This window comes from Streptosporangium sp. G11 (assembly GCF_051192615.1).
GTDB lineage: Bacteria > Actinomycetota > Actinomycetes > Streptosporangiales > Streptosporangiaceae > Streptosporangium.
Genome location: NZ_JBPJUQ010000179.1, coordinates 1 through 6,292 on the forward strand (window position 1 = coordinate 1; position 6,292 = coordinate 6,292).

Consider the following 6,292-nt stretch of genomic DNA (forward strand, 5'->3'; position numbering starts at 1 on the left):
CACACCTGCACCGCCGTGCCGTTGGCACTGTTGGCACCCGACACATCCACACATTTGCCACCCGCACCGGTGATCTGGCCGGTGGCCGCGCCGGCGGGAGTGGCCAGGCCGGCGACGACTAACAGCGTGACGGTCGCGGCGAGTAGTCCTCGTTTCATGGGGGGTGCCTCTCTACTGGTCTACTGGGCGGCGGAGCGCACGTTCGCGTCCGCGCCGAAACCTGTGACCTGGATGACCTGGACGGGTAAGGAATGCAGACCAGCCGGTGTGCATGACCGCGACGAGAGGGATGCAGCCTGGACGTGGACAGGTCTTCCGGCACGTGAGGGCGAGGCTTGACGCGCTCAGCAGACCGCCGCCGGATGCGATCTGTAGCGCACCGCGTCAAGACCACCCGTCTACTTAACCGAGCAAGCTCTGACAGTAGGGTGCTCAGGTATCGGTGTCAACGGGGTGAACAGTGCATTACGGCCGTTTCACGTCCGTGTTTCTAGTCTTCAGTGACGTCTGGCCTTCGCATTTGCAGACGTCGGGAACGCGTAGTTCGGCAGGTTGGGCTACCATTCGCTTATCGGTTAAGTAAGGAGATTGATGAAGCGGCCGACCATGGCGGACATCGCTCAGCGTGCAGGTGTGTCGAAGGTGGCAGTCTCCTACGCCTTGAACGGGCGACCTGGGGTTTCGGCATCCACCCGCGCCACCATCATGACGATAGCCAAGGACATCGGTTGGCGGCCCAACAACGCCGCACGCGTGCTCAACAGCGCGCGGGCACGCTGCGTCGGACTCGCCTTGTGCCGCCCGGCCCGCACGCTGGGTATGGAACCCTTCTTCATGGAGCTGATCAGTGGCATCGAAGGCGAACTCGCCGATCAGGAGTACTCACTCATGCTCCAGGTGGTCGCCGACCACCCTAAACAGATCGAGGTCTACCTCCGCTGGTGGGGTGAAGGGCGTATCGACGGCGTGTTCGTGGTCGACCTGCAGTTCAACGACCAACGTGTGGTCGAACTGGAGGAGATGCACATGCCCGCCGTGGTAATAGGGCATCCCTGTGAATCCCGCTCGCTGACGGCAGTCTGGTCAGACGACGGCGCGGCCACACGAGAGACCATCGACTATCTGATCGCCCTGGGGCACCGACGCATCGCCAGAGTGGCCGGACTTCCGAAGCTCGTGCACACGGCCCAGCGCGACACCGCCTTCACGCAGGCGTGCGGCACGCTCGTCGAGCACGTGATCATTCACACCGACTACTCCGGCGAAGAAGGCGCCTACGCCACTCGCCGGCTCCTCAGCTCTCCATCCCGGCCGACGGCGATCATCTACGACAACGACATTATGGCTGTCGCAGGCCTGTCGGTCGCGCAGGAAATGTCGATCATCGTGCCGCAAGAGCTGTCCATCGTCGCTTGGGACGATTCTCCCCTCTCCCAGGTCGTCCATCCAGCTCTCACCGCCCTGACGCGTGATATTCCCGCCTATGGCGCACACGCCGCCCAACGGCTGCTGGCGCTCATCGCAGGCGAGCGCGTGCCTGCTTTTGAGGACCAGGCGGCGCGTCTCACACCTCGAGGCAGCACCGCGGCACATCACGACGCCTGACTGAGACCTGGCCGGCGTTGGCTACGTCACTGATTTCGAGAGCCAGATGTCGACGACTTTGAGAGCCACATGGTGATCTTCCTCGTTCGGAAATGTCGGTGAGATCGAGAGCCGGCGGCCACTGTTCGCCAGTGGTCGGCGGACGTGGTCGAGCCCGACGTGCTCGACGGACCATGACCGGCGAGCCGGAGACCTGCCGCTCCGCTCCGGCCGGGGTAACGAGTCAACGAGTCAACGAGGAGAGGCGCGAGCCTGGCGCTGCCGAACAGCTCGCCGCGGTGGCTCCCAAACTCGTCGATACGAGCCCACGCTCCGGCCGAGGCGGCTCTCCGCTCGTGGACATGTGGCTCCGGATCTCACCTACAAAGCCACCACGTGAAGGTGGATCGGACCATCAGACCTGACAAGCTCTCCACACGCATGCAGAGGTGCTGTTCGGCCTCGGTCTCTCGGTTGTCCTGTCAAAAATAGGACAGTTGAGTTCACCATGGTTCATCCCATGACCGGATATGCGGCGGCCCCACATCAGCGGGGCAGGCCTGCGGGCATCGCACCGCTCCAGGGTTCCTCGGTTGCCCCTGGGGCGGGTGCGATGCCCCCTACATCCGCACGTCGTGGAGGAAGTCGCGATACCACAGAGCGCTGCGCTTGAGGGTGCGGTGCTGGGTTTGGCGATCTACCGAAACCAGGCCGAAAGTAGGCGCATACCCGTGAGCCCATTCGAAATTGTCGAACAAGGTCCAGACGAGGTATCCGCGCACGTCCGCGCCCGCAGCGCGGGCATCGGCGACAGCCGCAATGTGAGTGCGGAGAAATTCGATCCGGTCAGTATCGTCGATGCCGTCAATGTCGTCATGCCGCGCCCGGTCAGGAAACGCACCACCGTTCTCCGTGATGACGACCGGTACGGGCGGGTACTCGGTGTTAAGGCGAACCAGCAAGTCCGTCAGCCCCGACGGGGTGATCGGCCAGCCGAGGGCGGTCGTCTGGCCATCGCGGACGACCACCCCGTCAGCGCGGACGGTCTCGGTGAAGTAATAGTTCACCCCGAGCACGTCGAGCGGCGTAGCGATCACTTCCAGGTCACCGTCGTGAACGGGGAGCTGAATGTTCTCCTCAGCGAGTGCAGTGACGACGTCCTCGGGATAGTGGCCACGCAACAGGGGGTCGAGGTACATCCGCAGGCCGAAACCGTCGGCTCGCCGAGCGGCCTCGGCATCGCGAGGCGTGTGCGGGATGGCCGGGGTGAGATTGAGCGTGATGCCGAAGGCGTGTTCGTCTGCTGCGGTCGCTCGCATGCGGCCGACCGCCTCCCCATGGGCCAGCAGCAGGTGATGGACCGCGTGCATCGCCGCGGGGCGATCGCGGCGGCCGGGGGCGTGCATGCCGTCGGCGTAGCCGTACATCGCCACACACCATGGCTCGTTCAACGTCGTCCAGGACCTCACCCGGTCCTGGAGCCGCTCGAAGACCAGCGTGGCGTAATCGGCGAACCGGTAGGCGGTATCGCGCACCGGCCATCCGCCGGCGTCCTCGAGTTCCTGCGGCAGGTCCCAATGGTAGAGCGTGACCCAGGGGTCGATGTCCGCCGCTAGCAGCTCGTCGACAAGCCGATCATAGAAGTCCAGGCCTGGCCCGTTGACCGGGCCCCGGCCTCCTGGTTGCACCCGCGGCCACGAAACCGAGAAACGGTAGGTGTCCACACCCAGGTCCGCCATGAGCGCGACGTCCGCCGGCATCCGATGGTAATGATCGCAGGCGACATCCCCCGACTCGTCACCCGCGACCGCTCCGGGCTTGGTGCAGAAGGTGTCCCAGATCGATGGCGTTTTGCCGTCCTCGGAGGCGGCACCTTCGATCTGGTAGGCCGAAGTCGCCACCCCCCACCGGAAATCAGGGGGGAAAGCGTTACTGTCCGTCTTCACGGCCCCCACCCTAGGGACGTCAGGACCGCATGTCTATCGAACGTTTTAGTAGTGAAGCTAGTCCGGGTCGACAAACCTCTCCGGCATGACGGCCACACATCCTCTACCGACCGAGACGTTAAGGTGTGCTCGTGGCGGGGAAGAGCGCGACCGGGAAGAATCGTCGGGTAACGATCAGGGATGTCGCAGCCTTGGCGGGCGTCTCGCCATCTGCGGTGACCATCGCGCTGCACAACCGCCCAGGGGTCTCCGCGGCCACCAAGGAGCGCATCATACGCGCGGCACAGTCATTGGGATGGCAGCCCAATCTCGCAGCCGCCACGCTATCTGGCCACAAGGTGCACACCGTCGGGCTGGCCATCGCCAGGCCCGCCCGCCTGCTCAGCCTTGAGCCGTTCTACATGGAGTTCATCTCCGGAATCGAGAGTGTCCTCAGCCAGCGATCATGCTCGCTGCTCCTGCGGGTGGCCGAGACCGAGGATGAGGTCAACGTCCACACGCAGTGGTGGCGAGGTGGCAGGGTCAACGGCAGCATCCTGGTGGACCTCAAGATCGACGACCCGCGGATCCCCGCCCTGGCAGAGCTCGGGCTTCCCGCGGTCGTGGTCGGCCATCCGTCGCTGGCCGGCCCCTTCACCTCGATGTGGACCGATGACGCAGCAGGGATGCACGAGGCCGTGCGCTATCTAGCCGCCCTAGGCCATCGCCGGATCGGCCGGGTCAGCGGACCTGCCAACCTCGGTCATACCGCAATCCGGAGCGCCGCCTTCGAACAGGCCATCGCCGACACAGGCGCGCAAGGACACACCGCCGTCGCCGACTTCTCCGCCAACCAAGGCGCCCGGGCCTGCCGAAGCCTGCTGCTGGCCGCCGACCGGCCCACCGCCATCATCTTCGACAACGACATCATGGCCGTGGCCGCCCTCGGTGTTGCCGACGAGTTCGGCATGTCGGTTCCGCGAGATCTGTCGATCCTGGCATGGGATGACTCGCAGCTGTGCCAGCTCATCCGGCCTGCCCTGTCGGCGATGAACCACGACGTGTTCGCCTTCGGCGTTGATGTGATCAACGCACTGTTCGACGTCATGGCAGGCGTCGAGCGCACCTCCCGCTCTGTGCAGACACCGATCCTGGTGCCTCGGTCGTCGACTGCCCCGCCGCGCTCTTGACGAGAGCTCAACCGCTCGTAAGTTTTAGTACGCATTATTGACATGTCGTCCTCAAGCTCTTACCGTCCTCGGCATCTCCGGTGATAAATCGTTAAAGTGAGCTCGATGGCGAGACGCCGCCCATCCCCCCCGCCGAAAGGCTTGAGGTTCATGTCTCGACGTACCTTCGCGCGCGTCCTGACAGCTGTGGCTTCCGCAGTTGTCATAGCGACCGGTCCTGTCGCACTAACGCAACCCGCCGCGGCCGCGCCGCCAGCCCCTCCCGGGGTAACCCGAACCGACATGATCAACTACTTCGCAGGTCTGACCGGGCGCAACTGGCTGTCCGGTCAGCAGGACGGCCCCAACAGCAACCCGACCCAGTGGACGAACAAAGTCCGCGACATCACCGGCCTGTACCCGGGGATGTGGGGCGGTGACTTCGGCTTCAGCCAGAACGATATCGACAACCGCCAACGCGTTTTCGACCAGGCCAAAGCCGCCTGGGCTGCCGGGTCCATCCCGGCCATCACCTGGCACGCCTGCGTGCCGTTCGTCGCCACCTGCCAGTTCGAGGGCGGCAGCTGGCCGGTCAAGGGCAGTTGGCTGTCGGACTCTCAGTGGAATGAGCTCGTCACCGACGGCAGCACGATGAACACCTCCTGGAAGCGGCGGCTCGACCAGACCGTTCCGTATTTCCTCCAGCTCAAGAACGCCGGCATTCCCGTCCTGTTCCGCCCCATGCACGAGATGAACGAAGGCTGGGCCTGGTGGGGCGGCCGGTCGGGTCCCAACGGCAGCCGCAAGCTGTTTCAGATCACTCGCGACTACCTGGTCAGCAAAGGCCTGGACAACATCGTCTGGGTCTGGAACATCAAGGACGTCAGCGGCGGCGCCTCCCGCGTGGGCGACTACTACCCGGGCGACAATTACGCCGATCTGGTAACGCTCGACGTGTGGGTGCAGTACTTCCCGTCCAACGAGTGGTACCAGGCCATCCAGAACATCTCGCATGGCAAGCCGATCGGACTGGCCGAGGTTGGTCGCACTCCCACACCCAGCCAGATGGCCACGCAGTCCAAGTGGACGTTCTTCAGCGTCTGGATGGACTGGCTGATCAAGCCCGAGTACAACACCAACGCCGGCATCAAGGCCACCTACTACGACCCACGTGTCCTCAACCGCGGCGAGGTCAGCATCCCGACAGGTCCAGGCCCAGGCCCGCAGCCGCGGACGGGGCAGATCACCGGTGCGGGTGGCAAATGTGTGGATGTGTCGGGTGCCAACAGTGCCAACGGCACGGCGGTGCAGGTGTGGGATTGCAACGGCAGCGGCGCTCAGCAGTGGACGGTCGGCTCCGACGGCACGATCCGGGCGCTGGGCAAGTGCCTGGATGTGACCGGGCAGGGCACGGCCAACGGCACGCCATTGCAGATCTGGGACTGCAACGGCGGTGCCGCGCAGCAGTGGCAGAGCACCGGCTCCTCGCAGTTGCGCAACCCGCAGTCGGGCCGCTGTCTGGATCTGCCCGGCGGTAGAGGATGTCCCGCGGCTCGTGGAACTTGAAGAGCGGTCCCGCGGTCAGGCGACGTTCTCGTTGTAGCAGCTTGAAGT

4 protein-coding genes are annotated in these 6,292 nt (G+C 64.7%); 3 read left to right on the forward strand and 1 reads right to left on the reverse strand.

Going from position 1 to position 6,292, the window contains the following annotated elements; all coding sequences use genetic code 11:
• Positions 1 to 591: 591 nt before the first annotated feature.
• Positions 592 to 1,605, forward strand: a complete 1,014-nt coding sequence (locus tag ACSDR0_RS48980) for a LacI family DNA-binding transcriptional regulator (protein WP_435295849.1) — start codon at positions 592 to 594, stop codon at positions 1,603 to 1,605.
• 599 nt (positions 1,606 to 2,204) lie between these two features.
• Here the strand turns inward: ACSDR0_RS48980 and ACSDR0_RS48985 are convergent.
• Entirely contained in the window at positions 2,205 to 3,530 is a 1,326-nt protein-coding gene (locus ACSDR0_RS48985) for a GH1 family beta-glucosidase (protein WP_435295850.1), read from the reverse strand.
• A 131-nt stretch (positions 3,531 to 3,661) separates the two neighbouring features.
• Between ACSDR0_RS48985 and ACSDR0_RS48990 the strand changes: the two genes are divergently transcribed.
• On the forward strand, positions 3,662 to 4,699 hold the full coding sequence (locus ACSDR0_RS48990) for a LacI family DNA-binding transcriptional regulator (RefSeq protein ID WP_435295851.1): 1,038 nt from the start codon (positions 3,662 to 3,664) through the stop codon (positions 4,697 to 4,699).
• A 282-nt stretch (positions 4,700 to 4,981) separates the two neighbouring features.
• Positions 4,982 to 6,244: a glycosyl hydrolase gene (locus ACSDR0_RS48995; RefSeq protein WP_435295852.1), complete on the forward strand. Its 1,263-nt coding sequence runs from the start codon at positions 4,982 to 4,984 to the stop codon at positions 6,242 to 6,244.
• The last annotated feature ends 48 nt before the right edge of the window (positions 6,245 to 6,292 follow it).